This is a genomic window from Duganella sp. S19_KUP01_CR8, from assembly GCF_036688705.1.
GTDB lineage: Bacteria > Pseudomonadota > Gammaproteobacteria > Burkholderiales > Burkholderiaceae_D > Rugamonas.
This window is the reverse complement of the sequence record NZ_JAQQPR010000025.1, coordinates 54840-79667: the sequence shown is the minus strand read 5'-3', so window position 1 is coordinate 79667 and position 24828 is coordinate 54840. Positions and strand designations below refer to the sequence as shown.

The window sequence follows — 24828 nt, the reverse complement described above, 5'->3', positions numbered from 1 at the left end:
CGAAAAGAAAGTTAGTTCGCAGCATCGATGCGCACGGTTGTACCACTTTTGCCACGGAAACGAAAGTATGTTATTCGATCAACTATCAATACGAAAGATTTGGTCGGTTCTTTTTAAATATTTTCTTTCTTTTTGTTGACCGGGCTTATTTTTATTCCTAGAGTAATTGCATCGCAACGCATTTTCTTTCGAAATAAGCAGACTATGAAACAGATTTCAGCCATTGCCGCCTTGCTAGCCAGCGCACCTTTATTGGCCTTGGCCGCGCCGATCGGCAATTTACGCACCGTCACCACTGGCGTCGGCCAGCAGTGGGATCTGGTCACCGACACCGGGGCCCATATACAGCTTAGTCTTCCGCGCGCCGATGTGCTGCATATTTGGGCCGGTCCCAAATCCGGCCTGACCGGCGCCGGCGACAAGGCAGCGCCCATCGTCGTCGCCACGCCGACCGCCACGGTGGAGCACAGCGTCAGCGAGCAGGCCGACCATATCCTGATCCGCACTGCGGCACTGAGCCTGCGCATCGACCGCAAGCCGCTGCGTTTCAGCCTGTTCCGCGCCGGCGACGCGCAGCCGCTGTGGCGCGAGATCCAGCCGCTGGAACTGGGCGACAAGCAAAGCGTGCAGACGCTGTCGAGCGACAAGGCCGAGCGCTTCTTCGGTGGCGGCCAGCAGAACGGCCGCTATGAATTCAAGGGCAAGCAGTTGCAGGTGTCGTACTCCGGCGGCTGGGAAGAGGGCGACCGTCCCAGCCCCGCGCCGTTTTTGATGAGCTCACGCGGCTGGGGCATGCTGCGTAACACCTGGTCCGACGGCAGCTACGATCTGCGCCAGAACGACCAGATCTCGCTTGAACATAACGAAGCGCGCTTCGACGCCTACTACTTCGTCGGTAAGGACCTGCGCGACGTGCTGGCCCGCTACACCGAGTGGACCGGCCGCGCGCGCATGCTGCCGCGCTGGGCGCTTGAATACGGCGACGCCGATTGCTACAACGACGGCGACAACGTCAAAAAGCCGGGCACCGTGCCCAAAGGCTGGACCGATGGCCCGACCGGCAAGACGCCGGACGTGATCGAAACGGTGGCGCGCAAGTACCGCGAGCACGACATGCCGGGCGGCTGGATCCTGCCGAACGATGGCTACGGCTGCGGCTATTCGGCGCTGCCGGAGACGGTGCAGGGCCTGGCGAAGTACGGCTTCCGTACCGGTCTGTGGACCGAGAACGGCGTCGAAAAAATGGCGTGGGAAGTCGGCACTGCCGGCACCCGCGTGCAGAAGCTGGACGTGGCGTGGACCGGCAAGGGCTATCAGTTCTCGCTGGACGCCAACAAGTCGGCCTACGACGGCATCCTGAATAACTCCGATGGACGTCCATTCATCTGGACTGTGATGGGCTGGGCCGGAACCCAGCGCTACGCAGTCACCTGGACTGGCGACCAGAGCGCCAGCTGGGACTACATCCGCTGGCACGTGCCGACGCTGATCGGCTCCGGCCTGTCCGGCCAGGCCTACGCCACCGGCGACGTCGACGCGATTTTCGGCGGCAGCCCGGAGACCTACACCCGCGATTTGCAGTGGAAGAGTTTTACCCCGGTGCTGATGGGCATGTCCGGCTGGGCGGCGGCGGAGCGCAAGCATCCGTGGTGGTTCGCCGAGCCTTACGTCAGCATCAACCGCCGCTATCTGAAGCTGAAGATGCGTCTGACGCCTTATATGTACACGCTGATGCGCGAGGCGGAGCAGAGCGGCGCGCCGCTGGTGCGCGGCCTGATGTGGGATAACCCGGAAGATCCGGCGGCCTACACCGAAGCCTACAAGTACCAGTACCTGTTGGGCCGCGACCTGCTGGTGGCGCCGGTGTACCGCAGCCAGGCCGTCAGCCAGGGCTGGCGCCGCGGCATCCACCTGCCGCAGGGCCAGTGGTTCGATTACTGGGACGGCCGCCAGGCCACGGCCGGCAAGGGCGGACGCGATATCGACCTCGCCGTCACGCTGGACAAGCTGCCGGTGTTCGTCCGCGCCGGCGCCATCCTGCCGATGTACCCGGAGATGCTGTACGACGGCGAAAAGCCGAAGGACGTATTGACGCTGGACCTGTACCCGCACGGCGCTTCCGAATTCACGCTGTACGAGGATGACGGCAATACCCGCAAGTACCAGGACGGCGCCTTCAGCCAGCAGCTGATCCGCATGAACGCCGCCGCCGATGGTGTCACTATCGACGTTGAGCCGGTGGTGGGCAGCTATACCGGCCAGCCGGCGCGCCGCGCTTATGCACTGCGTCTGCTGACCCGCCAGCGTCCGGCCGCCGTTAGCGTCGGCAACGTCGGCAACGCCACCAGCTCCGCCAACGTCGCCGGCGCTGCCAACGCCATACTGCCGCCGCTGGCCGACCGCGCCGCCTTCGACGCCGCCGCCGCAGGCTGGTACTTCGACGCCGCCGATCGTCTGGGCACGTTGCACGTCAAGACCGCCAGCCAGGACATCCGCCAGCCGCTGCGCTTCTTCGTGCAGGCCGGTGTGGCGGTTGCCGTCGCCGACGACGCCTTCCCGTCCGCACCGGTGCTGGGCCGCGCCATCCCGGCCGACGCCATGATGGTGATGAACCGTCCGGCCGAGGAAACCGGCCACCCGCTGGAAAACGCCTTCGACAACAACCCTGCCACCTGGTTCCGCACCACGCGTAGCCCGGCGGTGCAGGGCGGTCCGCATGAATGGGTGATCGGTTTCACCGAGCGCCGCCTGATCGACGGCATCGAACTCGCGCCGCGCACCGACCAGCACTGGCAGCACGGCCAGATCCGCGACTACGAGATCTACATGGGCGACAACAACGGCGACTGGGGCCAGCCGATCAAGCGCGGCCAGTTGAAGCTGGAGCAGGGCCTGCAAACGATCAGCTTCCCGCCGGCCGCCGGCCGTCTGCTGCGCTTCCGCGTCATGAGCACGCAGAACCCCGAGGGCGATGGCGCAGCCGCCACCGATCCGATGGTGACCGCCGTCGCCACGCCGGCCGCGCGCGCCTACAACGCCGCCGTGCCGAGCGAGGTGCAGCCGATCACGCTGTCCGAGTTCCACGTGATGGCCTACCAGCCGAAGGAAGGTCCGGAAGTACAGCAGTTCCTGTCCGACCTGACGCTGCCGAAGAACATCAGCCGCGACAAGCCCGCGCATGGAAGCGAGATGCGCATGAACGGCCTGTGGTTCCGCAAGGGCCTGGGCGTGGGCGCGACCAGCCGCGTCGACCTGCAACTGGCCGGCAACTGGAATCTGCTGCGCGCCGACCTGGGCGTGGACGACAGCTGCCGCAGCGCCGGCGGCATGCAGTTCCAGGTCTGGAGCGGCGAGCGGATGTTGTACGACAGTGGCCTGATCACGGCGCCCGCCGTGGTCAAGCCGGAAATCGATGTGCGCGGACTGAGTCAACTCAGCCTGCGCACCCTGGGCGCGCGCGGTAGCAAGCCGGCCCAGGTTTGTGGCAACTGGGCCAATGCGGTCCTGATAGGCACAGAGGGCAGCACCGTCCGGCCGCGCTGACCTCACCCCCTAGCTTCACAAGAAAGAGCCCCTCCACGGACCGGGGAGGGGCGGTTGCAGCCTCAAATAAACCACTAATAATAGGGAGATAAAGATGCATATGAAAAAACTGGTGGCCGCGATGGTAGCGGTGGGTCTGGCTTCCACGGCGCTGGCCGCCGACGAGCTGGATGAGCAAGCACAAAAGAGCGCGAATGAGCAGAAGCTCACGCGGGTCGAAATCACCGGCTCCAGCCTGAAGCGCATCAACGCCGAAACCGCGTCGCCGGTGCAGGTGATCGACGCCAAGCAGATCGAAAACATGGGCGCCCGCACGCTGCTGCAAGTGCTGGACAACCTGCCTGCAGCCCGTCCGGCGCAGCAGGACTTCCGTTCGATGTTCACCGGTTCCGACGGCGCCTCGCAGGCCAACCTGCGCGGCCTGGGCGCGCAGGGCACGCTGGTGCTGCTGAATGGCCGCCGCCTGTCGTTCTACGGCGCGCCGGCCGGCTTCCAGACCATGTTCGTCAACATCGACGCGATTCCCGCCGCCGCCATCGAGCGCATGGAAGTGCTGACCGACGGCGCATCGGCCGTCTACGGTTCGGACGCGGTGGCCGGCGTGATCAACGTGATCACCAAGAAAAACTACCAGGGCCTGGAAGTCCGCGCCACCAACGACTCCACGCCGAGCGTCAAATCCTACGGCGAGCGCCAGGCCAGTGTGATCTACGGCCTGGGCGACCTGAACGCCGATGGCTACAACGTCTATGGCGCGATCAACGTCTATCAGCGCGACCGCATCTCGTCGGCGGACACCTACCTGAAGCGCCCCGACTACTTCTACGTCAACAACCCGACCTTTGTCTCGGGCATGCGCGTCGGCGTCGGCAGCGAACCTGGCGTGGTCAATCCCGGCACCTTCTTCGTCTTCGACAAGTCCAAGAACAATGCCCGCACCCAGCGCGCCGTCAGTGGCTGCACCACCTCCATCACCGAGGCCGCCGGCAGCCGCTGCGTGTGGAACTCGCTGCCCTACCAACTGGACACCGGCCCGAGCTCCGACCGCGCCACCGGCTTCCTCAGCGGCCGCCTGAAGATCAGCGAGAACCTGGAAGGCTACGCCGAAGCGACCTACACCCACATCAAGCTGCGCGCCGAGAACGGCCCGCGCAGCTTCAACAGCGGCAGCACCAGCAACTGGTTCGCGCGCAATACCGGCACCACGCTCAACACCTTCGTCACGCCTTACCTGGGACCGAACAATGCCTACCTGAAAGGCAAGCTGGATACCGACATGGCGGCCAAGATGGGCGGCGCGGCGGGGCTGAACTACCTCATGCTCGACGCCCCGGGCCACTTCGGCCAGACCAATGAGGACAACAACTACCGCGCGGTGGCGGGCCTGCGCGGCAGCATCGGCGGCGGCTGGGATTTCGAGACGGGGCTCAGCGTGGCGGGCAGCCATTCGACGCTGTTCCAGACGATTAACATCAACACGCAGGGTTTCGCCAAGGCCTTCGGCCCGATCACCACCGACGCGGCGACCGGCCGCAGCTACATCGCCGACAATCCGGCCTACAAGTTCGGCGAGATCAGCGACAGCAACGCCGCGCTGCTGCGCGCCGCCTATCCGACCTTCGACATCCAGTCGTGGACCAAGCTGATTACCTGGGACGGCAAGCTGGAAGGCACCATCGCCAAGATCGGCGAACGCGAAGTGCGCGCCGCCTTCGGCGCGAGCCTGATGCGCGAGAGCTTCTACACGCCGGGCAACCAGGATGCGGCCAACGGCTACATCACGCAGCAGGGCGGCTCCTGGTTCGACGGCCAGCGCAACATCGCCGCGCTGTTCAGCGAAGTGGTGATACCCGTGACCGACAAGCTGGAAGTGAACGCCGCCGCGCGCCTCGATAAATATCCGAACTTCCCCGCCAACCTGGCGCCGAAGATCGGCGTGCTGTGGCGCGCGCGTCCCGAGGTGATGGTGCGTGGCACCTACTCGGAAGGCTTCCGCGCCCCTAACCTGGCCGAATCGGGCAGCGGCGGCGTGTTCGCGCAGGTGGGCGGCATCCGCGACACCGTGCGTTGCGACGAAACCAATGCGATTGCCAAGTTGCTGATGAAGTCCGTCTCGCCGGCCGAAGCGGAGCAGGGCAAGAACCTGCTCAATTCGAACTGCTCGACCACGGTCGGCGGCCTGACGCCGCCCAACCCCTCGCTGCGTCCGGAAAAAGCCAAGATCTCGACCGCCGGCCTGGTGCTGCAACCGGTCAAGGATGTCAGCATCTCGGTGGACTACTGGTTCGTCTACCGCCGCAATGAGATCATCCGCCAGGACTTCAATGAGCTGTTCACGCAACTGGTGGACAAATACGGCCCGAGCCTGGCCGGCACCAGCGCCGCCATCCGCAATCCGATCACCGACGCCGATCGCGCCAACATGGCGGCCGTCGCCTCCATGTGCAACAATCCGGCCAACGCGGCGGCTTGCTCCGGCGGCGCGCCGAAGTACTCGGTGGGTAACCTGGGTGGCTTGATCAACTCCTACTCCAACCGTGGCCGTACCTTGGTCGACGGCGTCGATATCGATGCCCGCACCCGCTTCTCGCTGGGCGAGTACGGCAAGTTGAACACCGGCGTAGCGGCCACCATCCGCCGCCGCGAGCTCTATAACTCGGATGACGGCACCGGCTTCTCGGGCAACTACGTCGGCTTCTACGACTCGCCACGCGTGCGCGCCACCTTCAATGCCGACTGGGCCTATCAGAAGTTCGTCACCAGCCTGTTCGTCAACTACACCGGCAAGACCAAGTGGGCCTACGCTCCGTGGGATACCGACAACACGCCGGAGAGCTGCACGGCCGCTTCGGTCGCCTTGCCCCAGAACCTGTGCGGTGGCGCACCGTCGTACTACACGGTCAACCTGGGCCTGAACTGGAAGCCGATGAAGAACCTGGAGCTGGGCATGAACATCAAGAACCTGCTGAATAAACAGCCTACCTACGATCCGAACGGCTGGGAAGGTTACAACCATAGCCAGAACCTGTTCGGCCGCATGTACTCGTTCTCGGCCAACTACAAGTTCTTCTGAGGAGGACACGATGAATCAACGACTTTTTAACCAAAGACGCTTGTTCCTGCTTTCCGCCGCATTGACGTTGAGCGCCTGCGGCGGCGCCAGCACCGGCGGCCAGGCAGACAAGACGGCCGCCCAGGTGGTGATGGGCGGGCTGCAGGCCGGCACCGTGGCCGGCAGCTCGAAGACGGTGGCGCTGGCCGGCAATGCCTTCATCACCAGCGCCCCGGCCGACGCGGAGGAGGAGATCAACGACAACGGCCTGGCCAATTGGAGTAATCCGGGCACCGTCACCAGCGCCTACTTCCGCATGGCGTCCGCAGGTTCGGTCACGCTGGGGCTGGACGCCCGGCTGGCCGGCAGCAACAACAGCACCATACGCGTCACGGTCAACGGCACGCCGTTCCTGGTCAAGCTGTCCGTCAACGGCAGCAGGACCTACAAGGTCGGCACCGTCAACGTGGCGGCGCCGGGCTATGTGAAGGTCGACCTGCAGGGCGTCAGCAAGGACGGTGGCTACTTCGGCGACGTCTCGGCGCTGCGGGTGACCACCACGTCCGCGATCAACTACGCCGACGACGCGGCCAATTACTACTGGTCGCGGCGCGGACCGTCGGTCCACATGGGCTACACCACGCCGGCCAACACCGAGTACTTCTACAACGAGGTGACGGTGCCGGCGGGGCAGGATCCGGAAGGCTCCTACTACATGGCGAATGGCTTCGGCCAGGGCTACTTCGGCATCCAGGTCAAGTCGCCGAGCGAGCGCTGGGTGCTGTTCTCGGTGTGGGACCCGGACGGCGGCGGCAAGACCACGCTGGTGAAGAAGGGCGCGGGCGTGGTGGACAACAGCTTCGGCGGCGAGGGCACCGGCGGCCAGTCCTACCTGAGCTACAACTGGATCAGCGGGAACACCTATCGCTTCATCACCCGCGCGCGGCCGGATGGCGCCGGCGCCACCGACTACTCGGCGTGGTTCTACGCGCCGGAGCTGGGCGTGTGGCGTTTCATCGCCACCTGGAAGCGTCCCGCCACCACCACGTATCTGACCGGAGCCTACTCCTTCCTGGAGAACTTCATCGATACCAAGGGCTATACTGGACGGCGTGTATCGTTCGGCAACCAGTGGGCGCGCAACGTGTCGGGCGCATGGTCCGAGGTGACGAAGGCGCGCTTCACCGGCGACGCCACCGTGACCAGCGTCCAGCGCATGGACTACGCCGGCGGCTTGGATAACGGCCAGTTCTACCTGCGTAACGGTGGCTTCTTCGGCGACTATGTACCGGTGAACCAGAACTTCACCCGCGCCGCCACTGGTCAGCAGCCGGCGGTGGATGTGGCCACGCTGCCGCAGCAATAAGAAGAATTTTAAAAGGAGCACCATGAAATCAGTTTTTAATCGACGCGACTTCCTGAGCGCCGGCGCAGCATTGGCCGGCAGCCTGATGCTGCCGACGGCCTTTGGCGCCACCCGCGAGCGGGTGCGCATCGGCATGATAGGCACCGGCATGCGCGGCCAGGTGTTGTTGCAGGAACTGCTGCGCCGCGACGACGTGGAAGTCGTCGCGCTGTGCGACATCGAACCGATCATGCTGGGCCGAGCGCTCAAGCAGGTGGAAAAATCCGGCAAGGCCAAGCCCAAGACCTTCGGCGAGGACCGCGATCCGCAAGCCTACAAGCGCATGCTGGACGCCGGCACGCTGGATGGCGTGATCATCGCCACGCCGTGGGAGTGGCACGCACAGATGGCCATCGCCGCCATGCAGGCCAAGGTGCCCGTGGGCTGCGAGGTGGTTGCCGGCGTCACGCTGCAAGACCACTGGGATGTGTTGAATACGCAGCTGAAGACCAACACGCCTTATATGCTGCTGGAGAACGTCTGCTTCCGCCGCGACGTGATGGCGGTGCTGCAGATGGTGCGCTCCGGTTTGTTCGGCGAGCTGATACACCTGCAGGGCGGCTACCAGCACGATCTGCGCGCGGTGAAGCTCAATAGCGGCGATCCGGCCAAGCCGTATGGCGGTGGCGTGGAGTTCGGCGCCAAGGGCTGGTCGGAGGCCAAATGGCGCACCGAGCACTCGGTGCAGCGCAACGGCGAGCTGTATCCTAGCCACGGCATCGGCCCGTGCGCGATGTACACCAACATCAACCGCGGCAACCGCTTCACGCGCATCAACAGCTTCGCCACCAAGGCGCGCGGCCTGCACGACTACATCGTCAAGCAGCCGGGCGGCGCCAACAGCCCGAGCGCGAAGACGCAGTTCAAGCTGGGCGACGTGGTCACCACCACGCTGTCGTGCGAGAACGGCGAGACCATCCTGCTGCAACACGATACCTCGCTGCCGCGCCCTTATTCACTGGGCTTCCGCGTGCAGGGCACCGACGGCCTGTGGATGGACGTGAACAATTCCATCCACATCGAAGGCAAGAGCAAACCGCACCAGTGGGAGGACTTCCAGGCCTACCAGGACAAGTACGACCATCCGCTGTGGCGCAAGCATGCCAAGGACGCGGAGGGCGCCGGCCATGGCGGCATGGACTTCTTCGTCATCCAGTCCTTCATCGAAGCGCTGAAGGCGAGGGCGCCGATGCCGATCGATATCTACGACGCGGTGACATGGAGCGCCATCACGCCGTTGTCGGAACAGTCGATCGCGCAGAACTTCCAGACGCTGGACTTCCCGGACTTCACGGCCGGGGCATGGAAGACGCGCAAGCCGATCTTCGCTCTCTGAAGCGGCTGACCATCGTGGGTTACAATCTGCTGCGCCCAAAACCCAGCAGATTGAACCCCTACATGCCATCACGCCGTCTTTCCCTTGTCGCTTTAACCATCTTCGCCGCAGCCGCCGTCGTCGGCTGCAAAACCAATCCGGTGATTGAAACGCCAACGGCGCCACCGCTGGCGGTGCCGGAGCCTCTGCCTCCCAAGAAGATCAAGATCGGCCTGGCGCTGGGCGGCGGCGCGGCGCGCGGCTTCGCGCACATCGGCGTGATCAAGGCGCTGGAGGCGCAGGGCATTTATGCGGACATCGTGGTCGGCACCAGCGCCGGTTCGGTGGTCGGCGCGCTCTACGCGGCCGGCAATACCGGCTTCCAGCTGCAGAAAGTGGCGATGGACATGGACGAAGCGGCGATCTCCGACTGGGCCGTGCCGCTGTTCGGCAAGAGCTCCGGCGTGCTGAAAGGCGAGGCGCTGCAATCCTACGTCAACAAGGCGGTCAACAACCAGCCCATCGAAAAGTTGAAGATACCGTTCGGCGCCGTGGCGTCGGACTTGAAGACCGGCCAGCCTATCCTGTTCCAGCGCGGGAATACCGGCATGGCGGTGCGGGCCTCGTCGTCGGTGCCGGGCGTGTTCCAGCCGGTGGTGATCAACGGCCGCTCGTATGTCGATGGCGGCCTGGTGGCGCCGGTGCCGGTGCGCTTTGCGCGCGACATGGGCGCCGATTTCGTCATCGCCGTCAACATCTCGACCCAGGCCGATGTGCAGGCCACCGTCAGCTCGCTCGACGTCATCATGCAGACCTTCAGCATCATGGGGCAGCGCATCAACCAGTACGAATTGAAGGATGCGGACGTGGTTATCGCTCCTAGCCTGGGCAAAATGGCGGGCAACGATTTCGCCGGCCGCAACCAGGCGATCCTGGCCGGCGAGCAGGCCGCCGCGCAGGTGATGGCGCAGATCAAGCAGAAACTGGAAGCCAAGCGCAGGCCATAGCAGTACAATATCCGGTCCAAGAATAAGGAAGAGCACATGCAAACCAAACCATACCTGTCGCTTGCCGACATCAAGAAGATCGCTGCCGGCGCCGAAGCCGAGGCGGTCGCCCACAACTGGCCGGTCGTAATCGCCATCGTCGACGACGGCGGCCACCTGCTGTGGCTGCAACGCCAGGACGGCGCCGCGCCGCTGTCGTCGCACATCGCCCCTGCCAAGGCACGCGTGTCGGCGCTGGGCCGCCGCGAATCGAAGATCTACGAAGACATGATCAACAACGGCCGCACCGCCTTCCTGAGCGCCCCGGCGCCGATGGCGGACGGCCTGCTGGAAGGTGGCGTCCCCATCATCGTTGACGGCCACGTCATCGGCGCCGTCGGCGTCTCGGGCGTCAAGTCGGCTGAGGATGTGCAAGTTGCCAAGGCTGGCATCGCCGCGCTGAATTAATTTACAACGTTTCGCCGAAGTGCCGCCGGACTCGCGTCCGGCGGCATTTTTTTCGTCGCAGATGCGCCAGCCGGCATTGCCAAGAGAGGTGGATTTGGTTATAATTCAAAGGTTTAGCCAATCTCACCTCTACCGTAGCGACTACCACTCACTCCATCATCAATTGACCTTCCACCCTGGCCTGCGACGGCGGGGGACACACGACGGTCGTCTGACGTGGCGCAGCTACGGTAACTTTATCAGGAGTTGCCCTTGCCGCCATTTTTTTCTGGCCCTGCCGTTCCAGCCATACTGGCCCTTGCTGACGGAACTATTTTCAAAGGTTTTTCGATCGGCGCCGCCGGTCATACAACCGGCGAAGTGGTCTTTAATACGTCCATGACCGGCTATCAGGAAATCCTGACCGATCCTTCCTACAGCCGCCAGATCGTCACCCTGACGTATCCGCATATCGGCAATACCGGCGTCAATCCGGAAGACGTCGAATCCACCAAAGTCCACACGGCCGGTTTAATCATCCGTGACCTGCCGCTGATGGCGTCGAATTTCCGCTCCACCCAATCGCTGTCCGATTACCTGAAGGCCGAGAACATCGTCGGCATCGCCGGTATCGACACCCGCAAGCTGACCCGCATCCTGCGCGAGAAGGGCGCCCAGTCCGGCGCCATCCTGGTCGGCACCCAGGGCAACGAGCCGTCGGCTGCGCAAGCGCTGGACCTGGCCCGATCCTTCCCCGGCATCGCCGGCATGGACCTGGCCAAGGTGGTCACCGTCAAGGCGGCCTACGACTTCACCGAAACCGAATGGACGCTGGGCGAAGGCTACGGCAAGCTGTCGGACCCTAAATTCCACGTGGTGGCCTACGACTTCGGCGTCAAGCGCAACATCCTGCGCATGCTGACCGCGCGCGGCTGCAAAGTCACCGTGGTGCCGGCGCAAACCAGCGCCGCCGACGTGCTGGCGTTGAACCCGGACGGCGTGTTCCTGTCGAACGGCCCAGGCGATCCTGAGCCATGCGACTACGCGATCGCCGCCGCCAAGGTCTTCATGGCCAAGAAGCTGCCGCTGTTCGGCATCTGCCTCGGCCACCAGATCATGGGCCTGGCCTCGGGCGCGAAAACCCTGAAGATGAAATTCGGCCACCACGGCGCCAACCACCCGGTGCAGGACCTGGACAGCAAACAAGTGCTGATCACGTCCCAGAACCACGGCTTCGCAGTGGACCCGGACACCTTGCCGGCCAACTGCCGCGTAACCCACAAATCGCTGTTCGACGGTTCGCTGCAGGGCTTTGCCCGCACCGACACGCCGGCTTTCTGCTTCCAGGGTCACCCTGAGGCATCGCCTGGCCCGACTGACGTCGCTTACCTGTTTGACCGCTTCATCGGCATGATGGAAGCAACGGAGAAAAAATAAGATGCCTAAACGTACAGACATTAAAAGTATTCTGATTATTGGCGCTGGCCCGATCATCATCGGCCAGGCTTGCGAGTTCGATTATTCCGGCGCACAGGCCTGCAAGGCCCTGCGCGAAGAGGGCTACAAAGTCATCCTGGTCAACAGCAACCCTGCGACCATCATGACCGACCCGGAAATGGCCGACGTCACCTACATCGAGCCGATCACCTGGCAGGTCGTGGAACGCATCATCGCCAAGGAAAAGCCGGACGCGATCCTGCCGACCATGGGCGGCCAGACCGCGCTGAACTGCGCGCTGGACCTGCATCGCCACGGCATCCTGGACAAGTACAAGGTTGAGCTGATCGGCGCCACCCCGGAAGCCATCGACAAGGCCGAAGACCGCTCCAAGTTCAAGGACGCGATGACCAAGATCGGCCTGGGTTCGGCCAAGTCGGGCGTCGCCCACACCATGGATGAATCGTGGGCCGTGCAGCGCACGCTGGGCTTCCCGGTCATCATCCGTCCGTCGTTCACGATGGGCGGCACCGGCGGCGGCATCGCCTACAACGAAGAAGAATTCGAGACCATCTGCAAACGCGGCCTGGAAGCTTCGCCGACCTCCGAACTGCTGATCGAAGAATCGCTGATCGGCTGGAAAGAGTACGAGATGGAAGTGGTGCGCGACAAGGCGGACAACTGCATCATCATCTGCTCGATCGAAAACCTGGACCCGATGGGCGTGCACACCGGCGACTCGATCACCGTGGCGCCAGCGCAGACGCTGACCGACAAGGAATACCAGATCATGCGCAACGCCTCGCTGGCGGTGCTGCGTGAAATCGGCGTCGACACCGGCGGCTCCAACGTGCAGTTCTCGATCAACCCGGAAGATGGCCGCATGATCGTCATCGAGATGAATCCGCGCGTGTCGCGTTCGTCGGCACTGGCGTCGAAAGCCACCGGCTTCCCGATCGCGAAAGTGGCGGCCAAGCTGGCCGTGGGCTTCACGCTGGACGAGCTGCGCAACGAGATCACCGGCGGCGCGACCCCGGCCTCGTTCGAACCGTCGATCGACTACGTCGTCACCAAGATCCCGCGCTTCACGTTCGAGAAATTCCCGACCGCCGACCACCACCTGACCACGCAAATGAAATCGGTCGGCGAAGTGATGGCGATCGGCCGCACCTTCCAGGAATCGTTCCAGAAAGCGCTGCGCGGCCTGGAAGTCGGCGTCGACGGCCTGAACGAAAAAACCAAGGACCGCGAGAAGATCGAAGAGGAACTGGGCGAGCCAGGTCCTGAGCGTATCTGGTACGTGGGCGACGCGTTCGCACAAGGCTTCACGCTGGAAGAAGTGCACAACCTGACCAAGATCGACCCGTGGTTCCTGATCCAGATTAAGGAAATCGTGGACCTGGAACTGTGGATGGACACGCAGAAGCTGGACCAGATCGACAAGCCTACGCTGTACAAGCTGAAGCAAAAAGGCTTCTCGGATCGCCGCCTGGCCTTCCTGCTGCAGACCGATGCCAAGACCGTGCGCGCCAAGCGCCATGAGCTGAACATCCGTCCGGTGTACAAGCGCGTCGACACCTGCGCCGCGGAGTTCTCGACCAACACCGCCTACATGTACTCGACCTACGATGAAGAGTGCGAGTCCGCTCCGACCGACAAGAAGAAGATCATGGTGCTGGGCGGTGGCCCTAACCGTATCGGCCAGGGTATCGAATTCGATTACTGCTGCGTGCACGCGGCGCTGGCGATGCGCGAAGACGGCTACGAGACCATCATGGTCAACTGCAATCCTGAGACCGTGTCGACCGACTACGATACCTCGGATCGCCTGTACTTCGAATCGCTGACGCTGGAAGACGTGCTGGAAATCGTGGACCTGGAAAAACCGGTCGGCGTGATCGTCCAATACGGCGGCCAGACTCCGTTGAAACTGGCGCTGGACCTGGAAGCCAATGGCGTGCCTATCGTCGGCACCTCGCCGGACATGATCGACGCCGCCGAAGACCGCGAGCGTTTCCAGCAGATGCTGCACACGCTGGGCCTGCGCCAGCCGCCTAACCGCACCGCCCGCACCGAAGCCGACGCTTTGGCGCTGGCACAGGAAATCGGCTACCCGCTGGTGGTTCGTCCTTCCTACGTGCTGGGTGGCCGCGCGATGGAAATCGTCCACGAACAGCGCGACCTGGAGCGCTACATGCGTGAAGCGGTCAAGGTATCGCACGATTCGCCGGTGCTGCTGGACCGCTTCCTGAACGACGCCATCGAGTGCGACGTCGATTGCATCTCCGACGGCGAAACCACCTTCATTGGCGGCGTGATGGAACACATCGAGCAAGCCGGCGTGCACTCGGGCGACTCCGCCTGCTCGCTGCCGCCTTACTCGCTGGCGCAAGAGACCATCGATGAACTGAAGCGCCAGACCTCGCTGATGGCCAAGGGCCTGAACGTGGTCGGCCTGATGAACGTGCAGTTCGCGATCCAGAAGCAGGAACGCGACGGCGAACTGCGCGACGTGGTCTACGTGCTGGAAGTGAACCCGCGCGCATCGCGCACCGTGCCGTTCGTGTCGAAAGCCACCGGCCTGCAGCTGGCGAAGATCGCCGCGCGCTGCATGGTTGGCCAGACCTTGGCGCAGCAGGGCATCACGAAAGAAGTCGTGCCGCCTTACTTCAGCGTCAAGGAAGCCGTGTTCCCGTTCGTGAAATTCCCGGGCGTCGACACCATCCTCGGACCTGAGATGAAATCGACCGGTGAAGTCATGGGCGTCGGCAAGACCTTCGGCGAAGCCTTCGTCAAGTCGCAGCTGGGCGCCGGCATCAAGCTGCCGAAATCGGGCAAGGTGTTCCTGTCGGTGAAATCGTCGGACAAGCCGCGCGCCGTCAAAGTGGCGCGCGACCTGGTGGACATCGGCTTCACGCTGGTGGCGACCAAGGGCACCGCCGCCGTCATCGCAGCGGCCGGGATTCCGGTCACGCCGGTGAACAAGGTGGTCGAAGGCCGTCCGCACGTGGTTGACATGATCAAGAACCACGAGATCGTCCTGGTGATCAATACGGTGGAAGAGAAACGCAGCGCCATCACCGACTCGCGTGCGATCCGCACCTCGTCGCTGGCGTCGCGCGTGACGACCTACACCACCATCGCCGGCGCGGAAGCGGCGGTCGAAGGCATCCGTCATTTGGACGAGTTGCAAGTGTACGATTTACAAGGGCTGCATAAAACCTTACACTAAGGTTCTTGCGTCACTGATGTGACACCGGACAGTACCTTTTAACCACAGAGCTCGCGCTGCAGGTTGGCGTGGCCTCTGTGGTTTTCCATTGTAACAACAGAGTAAATATAAACATGACTTCAGTTCCACTTACCAAGTACGGCGCAGAACTCCTGAAAGAAGAGTTGCACCAGTTGAAGACCAAAGAACGCCGTATCGTGATCGACGCGATTGCTGAAGCGCGTTCGCATGGCGATCTGTCGGAAAACGCCGAGTACGATGCCGCCAAGGAGCGCCAGGCGTTCGTCGAAGGCCGCATCGCGGAACTGGAAGGTAAGCTGAGCGCAGCGCAAATCATCGACCCGACCACGCTGGACGCCGATGGCCGCGTGGTGTTCGCCTCGACGGTGGACCTGGAAGACCTGGATTCTGGCTCGAAAGTGACCTACCAGATCGTCGGCCTGGACGAAGCGGACCTGAAACTGAGCAAAGTATCGGTGACCTCGCCGATCGCCCGCGCGCTGATCGGCAAGTCGGCCGGCGACGTGGTGGAAGTGCAGGCGCCGTCCGGCCCGCGCGAATACGAAATCCTGGAAGTGCGATACATCTGATGCTGCTCGCGCGTACACGTTTGCTGGTCGCGACGCTGTGGGCGGGCAGTCTGTGGGCAGTCGGCTATCTGGCCGCGCCGACGCTGTTCGCCACGCTGAGCGACCGGGTGCTGGCCGGCACCATTGCCGCCAGCCTGTTCAAGAACGAGGCCTGGCTGTCGATCGCCTGCGCGCTGGTGATGCTGGCGCTGCTGTGGGTCAGCAAGGGTGCGGAGACGGGCGGTATCTTTGCCGGTTCGGCCGCCAACTCGGCCGCCAAGACGCGCCGCATGCTGCTGCTGATCGTCTCGACGATGCTGGCGTGCACGCTGGTGTCGCACTTCGGCCTGCAACCGATGATGGCCGCATTGCGTGCCGCGGCGGGGCCGGGCGGGGTGATGGAAGGCGCCGCGAAGAATGAATTCGGCATGTTGCACGGCATTTCCAGCAGCATCTACCTGGTGCAGAGCTTGCTGGCCGCGTGGCTGGTGGTGAAACAGTAATACAGTTTGCGTCATTCCCGCGCAGGCGGGAATCCATGGAGCGCCTGCATAGGCGAGTCAGCATGGATTCCCGCCTGCGCGGGAACGACAACGGCGCTGGGCTTATTTGCTGCCCAGTGCGCTCTTCTTGGTCGACTTCTGCTGTGGCTTGGCGCGTTTGATATTGCCGCCTTGCGTCACGCGTTCATTCCCCTTGAGCAGTACCTTGGTCACAGACGGACGTTTGGTGCCGCTTGGGCTAGGCTTGACGATGGTGACTTCGCGCAGGCCCTTGCCGGAGGTCGAACGGGCTTTTTCCGTTTCTACCTTCGGACGGTACAGCACCAGCAGCTTGCCGATGTGTTGTACCGGCGACGCATCGAGCTGTTCGCAGATGGTGTCGTACATGGCGGCACGGGCTTCACGGTCGTCGCCGAACACGCGGACCTTGATCAGACCGTGGGAGTCCAGGCCCAGCGCGATTTCCTTGAGGACGTTGGCTGTCAGGCCTGCCTCGCCGATCATGACGATAGGCTTGAGGCCATGCGCTTCGGCGCGCAGAGCGCTGCGCTCAACAGGTGTAAGTTTTTGCATAATATATTTTTAGTGGTTCCCTTAAAGGCAGTATTCTACGCGAATGAAGAAGAAGAAATTAAACAAAAACTGGTTACACGACCATATTAACGACCCTTACGTGAAATTAGCGCAAAAAGAGGGCTACCGCGCCCGCGCCGCTTTCAAGCTCAAGGAGATCGATGAGGACGAGAACCTGATCAAGCCCGGCCAGGTCATCGTCGACCTCGGCTGCACTCCCGGCAGCTGGGGGCAATACGTGCGCCGCAAGCTGTCCGGCAAGGAGGGCGGGGGCATCAACGGCACGCTGATCGGCCTCGATCTGCTGCCGATGGAGCCGATCGCCGACTTCCACTTCATCCAGGGCGATTTCCGCGAGCCCGAGGTGTTGCAGCTGCTGGAAGATCATGTCAAAGGTCAAAAGATTGACGTTGTGTTATCGGATATGGCGCCCAACCTGTCCGGCATCGCCTCGGCCGACGCCGCGCGCATGGAACATCTGATCGATTTGGCAATTGAATTCTCCCAGGCCCATTTAAAACCGAGCGGCTCGCTGCTGGTGAAATGTTTTAAAGACATGGGTTTTAACGATATCGTGCTCAAATTCCGCCGCGAATTCAAAACCGTGGTCCAGAAAAAGCCGAAAGCCAGCCGCGACAAGTCTTCCGAGATTTTCCTGCTGGGGCGCGGCCTGAAAAACCCGACCGACGGCATGAGCTCGGCCCTGCCGCTCGAAACTGACGATTTCCCTCTCGAGCGCCCTTGATATTTGGCGCTTGGGCCGCACATCGACACGGTGAAGATCAGTTTTGACTTGATCGCACTGGTATTTTGGTCAAATAATGTGTTTTTCGGCTGGAATTTTGGCCGCACGCGCAGGCGGGCTTCTGGCACCGCCTGCTTATTGCGAGTAAAATCGGGTTTCTAGCTATCGGTTAAAAGATGCGCCCTGCATCCAAGGAGTTTTCGTGAATAACATGTTTTCCAAATCAGCCATCTGGGTAGTCGTGGTACTGCTGCTGCTGATGCTGTACAAGCAGTTTGACAGCCACGGCGTGACCGCTGGCGCCAAACCCATCGCTTATTCCGATTTGCTGGATGAGGTCAAGGCCAAGCGTATCAAGGATGTGGTGATCGAAGGCGTCAACATCACGGCCACCCGTAGCGACGACACCAAGGTGCGCGCCACCGCCACCGGCCTCGATCGCGGCTTGGTCGGCGACCTGCGCGACAACGGCGTGCACTTCGACGTGCGTCCGCCTGAGGAACAGTCGTTCCTGCAACAAATCTTCGTTTCCTGGTTCCCGATGCTGTTGCTGATCGGCGTGTGGATCTTCTTCATGCGTCAGATGCAGGGCGGCGGCAAGGGCGGCGCATTCTCCTTCGGCAAGTCGAAGGCGCGCATGATGGACGAAACCAATAACACCGTCACCTTCGCCGACGTCGCCGGTTGCGACGAAGCGAAGGAAGAAGTCAACGAAATCGTCGACTTCCTGAAAGACCCGAGCAAATTCCAGAAACTGGGCGGCCGCATTCCACGCGGCGTGCTGATGGTCGGTCCTCCGGGCACGGGTAAAACCCTGCTGGCGCGCGCCATCGCCGGCGAAGCCAAGGTGCCGTTCTTCTCGATCTCCGGTTCGGACTTCGTTGAAATGTTCGTCGGCGTGGGCGCATCCCGCGTGCGCGACATGTTCGAGAACGCCAAGAAGCATTCGCCTTGCATCATCTTCATCGACGAGATCGACGCGGTCGGTCGCCATCGCGGCGCCGGCATGGGCGGCGGTAACGACGAACGCGAACAGACGCTGAACCAGCTGCTGGTGGAAATGGACGGCTTCGAAGCCTCGTCCGGCGTGATCGTGGTGGCCGCCACCAACCGCGCCGACGTGCTGGACAAGGCGCTGCTGCGTCCGGGCCGTTTCGACCGTCAAGTGTCGGTCGGCCTGCCGGACATCCGCGGCCGCGAACAGATCCTGAACGTGCACATGCGCAAAGTGCCTATCGGTACCGACGTCAAGGCCGACATCCTGGCCCGCGGCACCCCTGGCTTCTCGGGCGCCGACCTGGCCAACCTGGTCAACGAGGCGGCGCTGTTCGCCGCGCGCCGCAGCAAGCGCCTGGTCGACATGATCGACTTCGAGGATGCCAAGGACAAGATCTTCATGGGCCCGGAACGCAAGTCGATGGTCATCCGCGAGGAAGAGCGCCGCAACACCGCGTATCACGAGTCCGGCCACGCCGTGGTCGCCAAGCTGTTGCCGAAGGCCGATCCGGTCCACAAAGTGACCATCATGCCGCGCGGCTGGGCCCTGGGCCTGACCTGGCAGCTGCCTGAGCACGATAATATTTCGGGCTACAAGGACAAGATGCTGGAAGAAATTTCCATCCTGTTCGGCGGCCGCATCGCGGAAGAGATCTTCGTCGGCCAGATGTCGACCGGCGCCTCGAACGACTTCTCGCGCGCCACCAAGCTGGCCCGCTCGATGGTGACCCGCTTCGGCATGTCCGACGCGATGGGTGTGATGGTCTACGAAGACAGCCAGAACGACGGCTTCTTCGGCGGCGCATCGAAGACGATTTCCGAAGCGACCCAGCAAATGGTCGATGCCGAGATCCGCAGCATCCTCGACACGCAATACAAGCTGGCGCGCAAGCTGCTGGAAGAGAACCGCGAAAAGGTCGAAGTGATGACCAAGGCGCTGATGGAATGGGAAACGATTGATGCCGACCAGATCAACGACATCATGGCTGGCCTGGAGCCGCGTGCACCGAAAGCCGGCGTGACCATCCGCAAGCATCCGCCTAGCGACGGCGGCTCGGGCGTATCGCCTAGCGTGACCGCTCCAGCCTGATACTTGGCTGAGTAGCAAGACAGAGGGGTGGGGAGCGATCCTCGCCCTTTTTTTATTTTTCCTTCGGTTCTCCATGCGATCTACATTACAGTTCGGCCGTTTCAACTATCCTTGGCGGGGCGACCGCGTCCGCGCCCGCGTGATGGGCATCCTCAACGTCACCCCCGATTCGTTTTCCGACGGCGGCCAGCACCAGTCGCTGGAATTCGCCATCTCCCATGCCGAACAGATGATATTGGACGGCGTCGACATCATCGACGTCGGCGGCGAATCCAGCCGTCCCGGCGCGCCGCCGCTGCCGCTGGAGCAGGAATTGCAGCGCGTGATGCCGGTGCTGTACGCGCTGCGCGACATCGGCCCGGCCATCTCGGTCGATACCTACAAGCCAGAGGTGATGCGCGAGGCCATCATCGCCGGGGTCGACATGATCAACGATATCAACGGCTTCCGCGCGCCCGGCGCCATCGCTGCGGTGCGCGACAGCGACTGCGGCTTGTGTATCATGCACATGCAAAACGACCCCCGGCACATGCAGCTGGCGCCCAGCTACAGCGATGTGGTGGCTGAAGTCATTGGCTTCCTGCGCGAGCGCATCGAGGCGCTGACCGCTGCCGGCATTGATCCGCGTCGACTTTGCATCGATCCAGGTTTTGGATTTGGCAAGACTGTGGAGCATAATTACGCCTTGTTGAAAGCCACCGCACAACTGATCGCCGAACTGGACGTGCCGCTGCTGGCCGGCCTGTCGCGCAAATCGATGGTGGGCGCGGTGACCGGCAAGCCGGTCGAGCAACGCATGGCCGGCAGCGTCGGCGGCGCGTTGGCGGCGGTGGCGCAGGGCGCGCTGATCGTACGCGTGCACGATGTGGCGGAAACGGTGGATGCGCTAAAAGTATGGCAGGCAGGAACTAACCTACAACGATAAAGAGAACACACAATGTCACGTAAATATTTTGGAACTGATGGCATCCGCGGCCTGGTGGGCGTATCGCCGATCACGCCGGACTTCGTCATGCGCCTCGGCTATGCGGCCGGCAAGGTGCTGGCCGGCGCCCGCAGCGGCGCGGTGCGCCCGACCGTGCTGATCGGCAAGGACACCCGCATTTCCGGCTACATGCTGGAAGCGGCGCTGGAGGCGGGCTTCTCAGCCGCCGGCGTCGACGTCATGCTGGCCGGCCCGATGCCGACCCCGGCCATCGCCTATCTGACGCGCGCGCTGCGCCTGTCGGCCGGCGTGGTGATTTCGGCCTCGCACAACCCGTTCCAGGACAATGGCATCAAATTCTTCTCCGACCAGGGCACCAAGCTGCCGGATTCGGTGGAACTGGAGATCGAAGCCGCGCTGGACGTGCCGATGGACTGCGTGGCGTCGGAAAAACTGGGTCGCGCCAAGCGCCTGGACGACGCCCACGGCCGCTACATCGAATTCTGCAAGAGCACCTTCCCGAACGAGCTGGACCTGCGCGGCCTGAAGCTGGTGGTCGACTGCGCCCACGGCGCCGCCTACAACATCGCCCCGCACGTGTTCCACGAGCTGGGCGCTGAAGTGATCGCCATCGGCAACAAGCCGGACGGCTTCAACATCAACCTGGGCCACGGCGCCACCGCGCCGGAAGCCATGGCCGCCGCCGTGCGCGCCCACGGCGCCGACCTCGGCATCGCGCTGGACGGCGACGCCGACCGCCTGATTATGTGCGACGCCAACGGCCGCCTGTACAACGGCGACGAGCTGCTGTACCTGATGGTCATGGATCGCCTGGCGACCGGCCCGGTGGCCGGCGCGGTCGGCACCTTGATGACCAATATGGCGGTCGAGGTGGCGTTGAAAGAGAAGGGCATCGGCTTCGCGCGCGCCAAGGTCGGCGACCGCTACGTGCTGGAAGTGATGAAGGACAAGGGCTGGCTGCTGGGCGGCGAAGGCTCCGGCCACCTGCTGTGCCTGGACAAGCACACCACCGGCGACGGCATCATCTCCGCGCTGCAAGTGCTGTCGGCGCTGAAGCGCGCCGGCAAATCGCTGGAGCAGTGCGCCGGCGAGCTGGTGATCTTCCCGCAGACGCTGGTCAACGTGCGCGTCTCGCCAGGATTCGACTGGACCAAGAACGCGGCCATGGTCGCGGAGAAGGAACTGGTCGAACGCGAGCTGGGCGACAGCGGCCGCGTGCTGATCCGCGCCTCCGGCACGGAACCTTTGATCCGCGTGATGGTCGAAGCTCGTAACGCCAGCGATGCGCAGTCGATGGCGCGCCGCATTGCGGACAAGGTGGAAGCCCAGCTGGCTGCGTAAAATTTCAGCAGTGTAATAATTCGCTGGGCGCTCATTGACGTAGCGGGAGCCAAGCGTTAGAATACTGTCTTCGGAGTGTGGCGCAGCCCGGTAGCGCACCTGGTTTGGGACCAGGGGGTCCAAGGTTCGAATCCTTGTACTCCGACCAAGAACTTTTAAAACGGGTTGTCGAAAGACAGCCCGTTTTTCATTTCCGCGACGTATTCTCGTTGCATGCAAATCTACTGCCCGTAGCTCAGTTGGATAGAGCATCAGCCTTCTAAGCTGAGGGTCACAGGTTCGATTCCTGTCGGGCAGGCCAAAATCATATTTAAAATCAGAAATCGACGATCGGTTCATGCTTGCTTGGCAGTCTTCCGGCTTAGATTCGGTCCGTCTCCCGCCGCACCACGCGTCCGATGATGATGCACTCGCCCTCGCGGCAGCTCTTGCGGCGGTGGCGCTGCTGGTCCTGGTTGTCCGAGGTCAGCCACCAGTCGCCGCGGTCGCGCGTCAGCCGCTTGACCACGGCCTGGCCTTCGTAGTTGACCGCAAACACCACGCCGTCTTCCATCGACGTATCGGCGGTGTTGATGATCACCAGGTCGCCCGCGTACAGATTGGGCTCCATGCTCTCGCCCTTGACCGCGATGGCGATCAGCCGCTCGGGGATGTAGCCGTGGCGGTCGGCCCAGTTCTTGGAAACACTTAATTTGCTACCGTCGTAAATCTCTGGAACAGTTTGAAAGCCCGTCATACCTGCCGATAGCTGAAGTTGCACTTTGCGAATTTCGTAAAAATCTGGATCGCCCGCATCCGCCACCACCACCTGCCGATACTCCCGCTCGACGCCGCCGCCGGTGCGCGCCCTCGGCTCGCGGCCTTCATGCAGCCACTCGAACCGCACATTGCAGCTCGCCGCCAGTTGCGCCAGCGTCTGCGTCTCCGGGCCTTTCTTGCCCACGCCCTTGAGTATGCGGTTGATCGTCGGCTGCGGTACGCCGGAGGCGCGCGCGAGGGCGCTCTGGGTGGTGAACCCAGCCTCTTTCATAGCTTCATCGAGTCTGCTTGCGATATCCATGGCACGAACTATACGTGCATGAATAAAAATACGCAATAATTTATTCATTCAGGTATTGATTGCCTATTCATTCGCGTATATTCTGTGTACATGAATAAAAATATTTCGAATTTCCCACGCTCCAACCACTTGCCCATGCCGCTGACGCCGGGCGACTGCGACCTGCGTGATTTCACCTTCATGCCGCTCGATGTGCTGCGGCTGCGCGACAGCGATATCTCGGCCATCGTCAGCGGCGACGAGTTCCGGGCGGCCGTGCTGCTGTGGTGCGCGTCGTGGCACCAGATCCCCGCCGCCAGCATTCCCGACGACGACGTGGTGCTGGCGCAGCTGGCTGGTTATGGCCGCGTCGTCAGGGAGTGGAGCAAGCTGCGCGCCGGCGCGCTGCACGGCTGGATCAAGTGCGCGGACGGCCGCCTGTACCACCCCATCGTGGCGGAGAAGGCCAACGAAGCCTGGCAGGCCAAGCGTGCCCAGCGCTGGAAGACCGAGTGCGCGCGCATCAAGAAGCACAACCAGCGGCACGGCCAGGACTTGCCGTTCCCCACGCTGGAAGCATTCCTGGCCGATGACGGCGCGCCGTTGTCCCGCCCGTGTCCCCCGGGACCGGCCTTCCAAGAGACAGGGATAGGGACAGAGACAGGGAAAAGTTTACAAGCTCAAGCAGCAGGCGACCCGGCCGCAGCGCCGCCCATGTCCCGCATCGGCGAACTGTGCCGGCGACTGCGCCAGCTCGGCATTGCCGCCGCGCCGGGGCTGTTCGCCAAGCCCGGCTGGGCGCCGGTGCTGCAGCGGCTGGACGACGAATTCATCGTGGCGGTGGTGGCGCAAAAGCTGCGCGCCCATCCCGGCGAACATTTCAGCGCCGCATATTTCCTGCCGGTCCTGAGCGACTTGATGCGCAACCCCGGCAAACCCGCCCATCCATCTTTCGGAGGAACCCATGCAGAACGCCAGCGCGTACTTGACCAACTCACTGGCCGCAACGGCGACGCCGGCGAGCAGCACACCATCGATGGCCAAGCCCGTCTCGTCGGATAGCGTGGAGCGCCTGTTCGGTCAATTCGAGCTGTTGTACGGCAGCCGCCTGGCCGACCTGTGGCGCGGCACCGATGTGCAAGGCGTCAAGGAGACCTGGCGCAGCAACCTGGCCGGCCTGTCGGTGGGCGAGGTCAAGCGCGGCGTTGCCGCCTGCCTGGCCAAGCCCTGGCCGCCGACGCTGCCGGAGTTCCTGCAGCTGTGCCGGCCGCCGACGGATGCCGAGTCCATGTTTGTCGAGGCGCAGTGCCAGGTCAGCCGCCGCGCTTTCGGCGACGACCGCTGGCCGTGCAAGGCGCTGTACTGGGCCGCCGTCGAATTCACCTTTGCCGATCTGCGCGCGCTGGCCTGGCCAAACGCCCGCGCCCGCTGGACCCGCATCCTGACCGCCAAGCTGGCGCACGAGCACGAACTGGCCGACGTACCGCGCCCGGTGCCCGCGCTGCCGGCGCCCGGCCAGGCGCAGACCGATGTGCACACCGCCCGCATGCGGCTGCAGGAACTCAAGGCGCTATTGAAGAACCACCCAACCAATACCAGCAACACTTAA

The 24828-nt window shown here is 63.0% G+C and carries 19 protein-coding genes and 2 tRNA genes; 18 read left to right on the top strand and 3 right to left on the bottom strand.

All coding sequences use genetic code 11. From position 1 onward, the window contains the following. The first annotated feature begins 204 nt into the window (after positions 1-204). The 10 genes from V6M89_RS22860 (at position 205) to V6M89_RS22815 (ending at position 16489) form a co-directional block, all read left to right on the top strand. A complete protein-coding gene (locus tag V6M89_RS22860) occupies positions 205-3543 on the top strand; it encodes a TIM-barrel domain-containing protein (RefSeq protein WP_332855340.1) in 3339 nt (1112 codons plus the stop codon). Positions 3544-3637: 94 nt separating this feature from the next. Next, a complete protein-coding gene (locus V6M89_RS22855; protein WP_332855339.1) occupies positions 3638-6616 on the top strand; it encodes a TonB-dependent receptor plug domain-containing protein in 2979 nt (992 codons plus the stop codon). 40 nt (positions 6617-6656) lie between these two features. Next, positions 6657-7961: a DUF3472 domain-containing protein gene (locus V6M89_RS22850; protein WP_332855338.1), complete on the top strand. Its 1305-nt coding sequence runs from the start codon at positions 6657-6659 to the stop codon at positions 7959-7961. A 22-nt stretch (positions 7962-7983) separates the two neighbouring features. Next, a complete protein-coding gene (locus V6M89_RS22845; protein ID WP_332855337.1) occupies positions 7984-9336 on the top strand; it encodes a Gfo/Idh/MocA family protein in 1353 nt (450 codons plus the stop codon). 62 nt (positions 9337-9398) lie between these two features. Further along, entirely contained in the window at positions 9399-10322 is a 924-nt protein-coding gene (locus V6M89_RS22840) for a patatin-like phospholipase family protein (protein ID WP_332855336.1), read from the top strand. A gap of 36 nt (positions 10323-10358) precedes the next feature. Continuing rightward, on the top strand, positions 10359-10769 hold the full coding sequence (locus V6M89_RS22835) for a GlcG/HbpS family heme-binding protein (protein ID WP_116989789.1): 411 nt from the start codon (positions 10359-10361) through the stop codon (positions 10767-10769). 252 nt (positions 10770-11021) lie between these two features. Then, positions 11022-12185 carry a glutamine-hydrolyzing carbamoyl-phosphate synthase small subunit gene (carA, locus tag V6M89_RS22830; protein ID WP_332855335.1) on the top strand — a complete coding sequence of 388 codons (1164 nt, stop codon included), beginning with the start codon at positions 11022-11024 and terminating at the stop codon, positions 12183-12185. A gap of 1 nt (position 12186) precedes the next feature. Next, entirely contained in the window at positions 12187-15417 is a 3231-nt protein-coding gene (carB, locus tag V6M89_RS22825) for a carbamoyl-phosphate synthase large subunit (RefSeq protein WP_332855334.1), read from the top strand. Between the two features lie 113 nt (positions 15418-15530). Continuing rightward, positions 15531-16007 carry a transcription elongation factor GreA gene (gene greA / locus V6M89_RS22820; RefSeq protein WP_026335301.1) on the top strand — a complete coding sequence of 159 codons (477 nt, stop codon included), beginning with the start codon at positions 15531-15533 and terminating at the stop codon, positions 16005-16007. Further along, positions 16007-16489 (top strand): DUF4149 domain-containing protein, encoded by a 483-nt coding sequence (locus tag V6M89_RS22815; protein WP_332855333.1) that lies wholly within the window; start codon positions 16007-16009, stop codon positions 16487-16489. Before greA ends, V6M89_RS22815 begins: the two co-directional genes overlap by 1 nt. An 11-nt stretch (positions 16490-16500) precedes the next feature. On the opposite strand, the gene V6M89_RS30440 is transcribed toward V6M89_RS22815, so the two are convergent. Beyond that, on the bottom strand, positions 16501-16653 hold the full coding sequence (locus V6M89_RS30440) for a 50S ribosomal protein L32 (protein WP_442881994.1): 153 nt from the start codon (positions 16651-16653) through the stop codon (positions 16501-16503). Beyond that, entirely contained in the window at positions 16592-17062 is a 471-nt protein-coding gene (locus V6M89_RS22810) for a YhbY family RNA-binding protein (protein WP_116989794.1), read from the bottom strand. The genes V6M89_RS30440 and V6M89_RS22810 overlap by 62 nt, the downstream gene beginning before the upstream one ends. Positions 17063-17105: 43 nt before the next feature. Between V6M89_RS22810 and V6M89_RS22805 the strand changes: the two genes are divergently transcribed. The 6 genes from V6M89_RS22805 (at position 17106) to V6M89_RS22780 (ending at position 22481) form a co-directional block, all read left to right on the top strand. Further along, the gene (locus V6M89_RS22805) at positions 17106-17807 is read left to right on the top strand and encodes an RlmE family RNA methyltransferase (protein ID WP_332855332.1); all 702 of its coding nucleotides are present in this window, start codon (positions 17106-17108) and stop codon (positions 17805-17807) included. A gap of 202 nt (positions 17808-18009) precedes the next feature. Continuing rightward, positions 18010-19893, top strand: coding sequence for an ATP-dependent zinc metalloprotease FtsH (gene ftsH / locus V6M89_RS22800; RefSeq protein WP_217943709.1), 1884 nt, complete (start codon positions 18010-18012; stop codon positions 19891-19893). 73 nt (positions 19894-19966) lie between these two features. Then, positions 19967-20818: a dihydropteroate synthase gene (gene folP / locus V6M89_RS22795; protein WP_332855331.1), complete on the top strand. Its 852-nt coding sequence runs from the start codon at positions 19967-19969 to the stop codon at positions 20816-20818. Between the two features lie 12 nt (positions 20819-20830). Then, a complete protein-coding gene (gene glmM, locus V6M89_RS22790; RefSeq protein WP_332855330.1) occupies positions 20831-22180 on the top strand; it encodes a phosphoglucosamine mutase in 1350 nt (449 codons plus the stop codon). A 71-nt stretch (positions 22181-22251) separates the two neighbouring features. Then, positions 22252-22328, top strand: a tRNA-Pro gene (locus tag V6M89_RS22785). A 76-nt stretch (positions 22329-22404) separates the two neighbouring features. Next, positions 22405-22481, top strand: a tRNA-Arg gene (locus V6M89_RS22780). A 60-nt stretch (positions 22482-22541) separates the two neighbouring features. Here the strand turns inward: V6M89_RS22780 and V6M89_RS22775 are convergent. Further along, positions 22542-23240, bottom strand: coding sequence for an XRE family transcriptional regulator (locus tag V6M89_RS22775; RefSeq protein ID WP_332855363.1), 699 nt, complete (start codon positions 23238-23240; stop codon positions 22542-22544). Between the two features lie 90 nt (positions 23241-23330). On the opposite strand from V6M89_RS22775, the gene V6M89_RS22770 reads away from it, so the two are divergent. Together V6M89_RS22770 and V6M89_RS22765 are read left to right on the top strand one after the other, a co-directional pair. Next, positions 23331-24281 carry a DUF1376 domain-containing protein gene (locus tag V6M89_RS22770; protein ID WP_332855329.1) on the top strand — a complete coding sequence of 317 codons (951 nt, stop codon included), beginning with the start codon at positions 23331-23333 and terminating at the stop codon, positions 24279-24281. Beyond that, the gene (locus tag V6M89_RS22765; protein WP_332855328.1) at positions 24256-24828 is read left to right on the top strand and encodes a hypothetical protein; all 573 of its coding nucleotides are present in this window, start codon (positions 24256-24258) and stop codon (positions 24826-24828) included. Before V6M89_RS22770 ends, V6M89_RS22765 begins: the two co-directional genes overlap by 26 nt.

Coding starts and splice junctions, on each gene's coding strand:
- V6M89_RS22840 (WP_332855336.1), top strand. CDS start 9,399: ATGCCATCACGCCGTCTTTCCCTTGTCGCTTTAACCATCTTCGCCGCA.
- V6M89_RS22810 (WP_116989794.1), bottom strand. CDS start 17,062: ATGCAAAAACTTACACCTGTTGAGCGCAGCGCTCTGCGCGCCGAAGCG.
- V6M89_RS22770 (WP_332855329.1), top strand. CDS start 23,331: ATGAATAAAAATATTTCGAATTTCCCACGCTCCAACCACTTGCCCATG.
- V6M89_RS22765 (WP_332855328.1), top strand. CDS start 24,256: ATGGCCAAGCCCGTCTCGTCGGATAGCGTGGAGCGCCTGTTCGGTCAA.
- V6M89_RS22805 (WP_332855332.1), top strand. CDS start 17,106: ATGAAGAAGAAGAAATTAAACAAAAACTGGTTACACGACCATATTAAC.
- V6M89_RS22775 (WP_332855363.1), bottom strand. CDS start 23,240: ATGGATATCGCAAGCAGACTCGATGAAGCTATGAAAGAGGCTGGGTTC.
- V6M89_RS22815 (WP_332855333.1), top strand. CDS start 16,007: ATGCTGCTCGCGCGTACACGTTTGCTGGTCGCGACGCTGTGGGCGGGC.
- folP (WP_332855331.1), top strand. CDS start 19,967: ATGCGATCTACATTACAGTTCGGCCGTTTCAACTATCCTTGGCGGGGC.
- greA (WP_026335301.1), top strand. CDS start 15,531: ATGACTTCAGTTCCACTTACCAAGTACGGCGCAGAACTCCTGAAAGAA.
- glmM (WP_332855330.1), top strand. CDS start 20,831: ATGTCACGTAAATATTTTGGAACTGATGGCATCCGCGGCCTGGTGGGC.
- carB (WP_332855334.1), top strand. CDS start 12,187: ATGCCTAAACGTACAGACATTAAAAGTATTCTGATTATTGGCGCTGGC.
- V6M89_RS22855 (WP_332855339.1), top strand. CDS start 3,638: ATGCATATGAAAAAACTGGTGGCCGCGATGGTAGCGGTGGGTCTGGCT.
- V6M89_RS22835 (WP_116989789.1), top strand. CDS start 10,359: ATGCAAACCAAACCATACCTGTCGCTTGCCGACATCAAGAAGATCGCT.
- V6M89_RS22845 (WP_332855337.1), top strand. CDS start 7,984: ATGAAATCAGTTTTTAATCGACGCGACTTCCTGAGCGCCGGCGCAGCA.
- V6M89_RS22860 (WP_332855340.1), top strand. CDS start 205: ATGAAACAGATTTCAGCCATTGCCGCCTTGCTAGCCAGCGCACCTTTA.